Genomic DNA, 4,102 nt, shown 5'->3' with positions numbered 1-4,102 from the left:
CCCTGGACGCCCTGTGGGCGGCGCTGCCGCCGCTGCGGGCGGGGCAGGTGTGGGCGGCGGAGAGCCTGGCGGAGCACGACCCGGCGCTGGCGTGGTGCGCGGAGCAGCTGAGCGGGGCGCTGGTGCTGTCGCTGGACGGCGGGAGCGAGCTGGTGGCGTGGACGCGGCGGGAGCGCCGGGCGTCCCGGACGTGGGCGACGAACCCCGACGAGCCGGTCCGCCTCGGCCCGCACGGCGAGCGGCTGACCCCGAGGGGGTCGTCGGCGGTGTACCGGGCGGTGGTGCGCGGCAGGTGCCTGCCGTGGACGGCGGCGGACGAGGCGGTGGCCGTGGAGTTCGGCCACGCGGTGACCACGGTCGCGCTCAGGCACACCACGCACCTGACGGGGTTGAACGACGAGCTGCGCAGGGTGAACGCGGACCTGGACACGTTCACGCACGTCGCGGCGCACGAGATGAAGGAGCCGCTGCGCGGGATCTCGAACGCGGCGGCGTTCATCGGCGAGGACGCGGGCGAGGCGCTGGACGAGGTGACGGTGCGCAGGCTGGGCACGATCCAGGCGCTGGCGCACCGGATGGACGAGCTGATCAACTCCCTGCTGCACTTCGCCCAGCTCGGCCAGGCCGACCTGCGCCGGGTCTGGGTGGACCTGCGCGGGGCCTGCGAGCGCGCGCTGGAGATCGCGGGCCCGAGGCTGGAGGAGCGCGCCGTGTCGGTCAGCCTCCCGCCGACCGGCACCATGGTCTCGGCCGACGCGGACCGCCTGCAGGAGGTCCTGGTGAACCTGCTGGTGAACGCCGCGAAGTACGCCAGGGACGAGCCGGGCCGCACCGTGGAGGTGGGCCTGACCGACGACCGGGTCGTGCACGTGCGGGACAACGGCATAGGCATCCCGACCACCCACCAGCGCGAGGTCTTCCGCCTGTTCCGCAGGCTGCACCCCAGGGGAACCTACGGCGGCGGCCACGGCGCGGGCCTGGCGATAGTGGAACGCATCGTGTCCAGGCACGGAGGCGTGCTGACCCTCGACTCGGAACCGGGCGTGGGCACCACGGTCCGGTTCACCCTGGGGCCGGACCCGGAGGAGCCCTGACCGCGTCGCGCTTGCCACACGCTGGAGCCTGACCAGGACCGGCCCACGAGCGGGTCCGGTGGCCGCGACCCGCTCATCCCGGCCACCACCCCGCCCTGAGCCCCCTGGTCAGGGCACCTGCGTCCAGCTCAGCTCGCCGCTCTCCGACACCCCTGGCCCGCACCCCGCCGCCAGCTCCTTCACCTGGTCACAGCCCCCATCACCCACCCGTCCTCCCCGTCAGCGCCACGAAGTCCTCCACCAGCTCGCTCGCACTGATCACGTCCAGCTCCCCCAGCCCCAGCTGCCGCTCCCGCCCCCAGCGGTACCCGTGGGCCTCGTCGGACAGGAAGACCTCGCTCAGCTCCTGCTCGTCGCCGATCGCGTCCAGGTCCCCCGCGACCAGCCCCGGATCCAGGGTCACCACCGCGTACCGACCGCCCGGCACCGGCTTCACCAGGCCCGGTTCCACGCCCCCGTCCAGCGGCTCGGTGCGCTGCCAGCCCCGTGACAGCAGGGACAGCACCTCGCGCACCGGCAGCTTCGCGCCCTCGAACCGCCGCAGTCTGGTGTCCGCGCGCTCCTCCTCCGACAGCCGGTGGGCCGGGCGGGAGAGCTGGGGGAACGGCTGCAGGATCTCGTAGTCCGCGAACAGCTCCGACCAGGCCGCCAGGTCCCCGCCGAGGCGCAGCGGGTGCGCCACCAGCACGTGCTCGCCGTCCACCAGTTCGAACGGCTCGTCGGCGGGACCGGAGAGGGTGTTGTCCTCGGCCACCCGGAACGACCTGGTCGCCTGCCCGTCGACGGCCACCCACACCAGCCTGCGCACCAGGTGCACCAGCACCGGGTGCCCCACCAGGAACCGGGTGAACTCGTCCGCGCCCCACGCGCGCCCGCCGACCATGGCCCGCTCCAGCCTGCGCACCTGGTCGCCCGCGATCACCCGCAGGTCCTTCTTCAACGCAGCGAACCGCGCCCACGCCGCCTGCGCCAGCTCCACGTCGTCCTTCGCGCCCGGCTTGGGCAGCGCCTTGCGGCGGGCCCCGCCCTCGTCGGCCACGGTCGGCCGCAGCTGCTCGTCGAAGCCGACCAGGAACCGGCGCGGCCCGTAGTCGAGCACCAGCGCCTCGGACCCGGACAGGTCGAAGTGCGGCACGACCCGGTCGGCCAGCTGCTCGGGGGTCAGGTCGAGCTTGTCCGCGACCTGCGCGATCTTCTCGCGGGCCCGCTTCTTCAACCCGGCGAACCGGGCCTTGTCGGCGATGCCGTTGAGGTGGGTGAGCGCCACGTCCGTGCCGATGTCGGCCAGCACGTCCAGCCCGGCCACGGCGCGCGTGTGCCCGCCCTCCCCCGGCCACGCCCTGACCAGCGGCGACAGCCGCCGCACCACCTCGTCGTCCCCGACCGCGCCGAGCGCGGCCAGCGCCCAGCCGTCCTTGGGCGGCAGCGCGGCCTGCCGCCAGCGGTCGAACACCTCCCAGCCGAACTCGGCCAGCGACCTCCCGTCGCACGCCTCGCGGACCTGCGCCAGCCCCGCGTACGGCTCCCCCGCCGAGCACAGCATGAGCATCGTGACCACGTCGGCCGCCGCCCCGGAGGGCAGCGCCAGCTCGTGGCCGCGCACCCGGATGCCGGGCAGGGTCGCCACGTCCAGCCACGCCGGGTGCGCGGGCAGCTTCGACGGCAGCACGGTCAGCGGGTCGATCCGCAGCACCAGCGCGGTCACCTCGGCCGCCCGGTCGCCCCAGTGCGCGCGGGCCGTCTCGACCACCACGTCCCGCCCCTCGGCCTCGGCGACGACCGCCACCGCGTCCCGCGCCGCGCCGCGCGCCCTGCCCGCCTTGCCGAGCGCCGCGGGCAGCAGGAACGGCAGCGCCGCCGCGCCGTGCCTGGCCAGCCACGCCAACCCCTGCCAGCGCAGCTTCTTCTTGCCGAGCGCGTCGGCCATCAGGTCGGCCACCCGCTGGTCGAGCACCGGCGCGAACACCCGCAGCACGTCGGCGTTGACCGGCGCGAGCAGCAGCCGGTCCAGCGCGCGCAGCCCGAACCGGGCGAGGAGCGCCCGCCCCCACGAGTGGATGTTCCAGTTGTGCTTGGGCACGAACGCCCCCAGCAGCGGCAGCGCCACCTCCTCCGGCGCGTGCAGCAGGGTCATGTAGGAGATCGTGCCGACGCGCTGGAGCCCGCGCCGCAGCTCCTGGTCCCAGTCGACGGTCCGGTGGTACGGCACGTTGCGGTCGCTCTCGGCCGCCCACTCGCGCTCCTCGCCGGGCTTCCACACCAGCGCGGCCTCCCCGGCCGGGGCCAGGTCGGTCAGCGCGGGCGGGGCCTTGGGCCGGGGTCTGGTCCACGGCGGGCTGGTCAGCACCTCGGGCAGCAGCTCGGGCGGGGCCTGCGGCAGCACCGGCCCGCTGGGGACCAGCAGCGCCTCGGCGGCGGCCCGCTGGTCGTCGGGCAGCCCCGGCAGCACCTCGTCGGCCAGCTCCGGGAACGCCGTCAGGTGCGAGCGCAGCAGCGCGTCGACGGACGTGCCGCCCCCCGCCAGGGACTCGGCGAGCAGCCGGGCGGCGCGGCGCGGGTAGGCGCGCACGGCCTCCTGGAGCAGTGGCCGCACCCGCCGGTCCTCGGCCCGCTCGACCAGCGCGCGCAGCGCCTCGTCGGTGGGGATCGCGACCAGGTACCCGGCGAGCTTGCGGGTCGTGTCGGCGTCGGCGCGGTCGAACGCGGCGATGAACGCGCCCGCGGCCACCGGCCCGAGGGTGCGCAGCAGTGTCGCGGCGACCCGGTGGTCGCGGTGCAACCCCCACGTGCCCGCGTCCGCGAGCTCCCGCTCGGCCTGCGCGCGCGTGCTCGCGGAGCTGAGCAGCATGGCGGACTCCACGGTGTCCGCCCGCTGCGCCACGCCCGCGGCCAGCAGCTCGTCCAGCCAGCCCGTCTCGGTCGGCGCGAGGAACGCGGCGAGGACCCCGGCCTTCGGACCGCGCGAGCGCATCCCGTCCAGCAGGGCGACGACCCGCGCGTGCTCCTCG

Annotated in this window: 2 protein-coding genes; one reads left to right on the top strand and one right to left on the bottom strand. The window is 75.7% G+C overall.

Annotated elements, in window-relative coordinates; translation table 11 throughout:
• The coding region (locus tag ACTUAL_RS26875; RefSeq protein ID WP_440902200.1) for a sensor histidine kinase at positions 1-1,094 on the top strand (1,094 nt) is incomplete at its 5' end.
• Positions 1,095-1,293: 199 nt separating this feature from the next.
• Here the strand turns inward: ACTUAL_RS26875 and ACTUAL_RS26870 are convergent.
• On the bottom strand, positions 1,294-4,102 hold a 2,809-nt coding region (locus ACTUAL_RS26870), incomplete at its 5' end, for a DUF4132 domain-containing protein (protein ID WP_440902199.1).

The organism is Actinosynnema sp., from assembly GCF_052038725.1.
The sequence above is the reverse complement of the archived record's forward strand: the minus strand, read 5'-3'. Positions and strand labels throughout refer to the sequence as shown.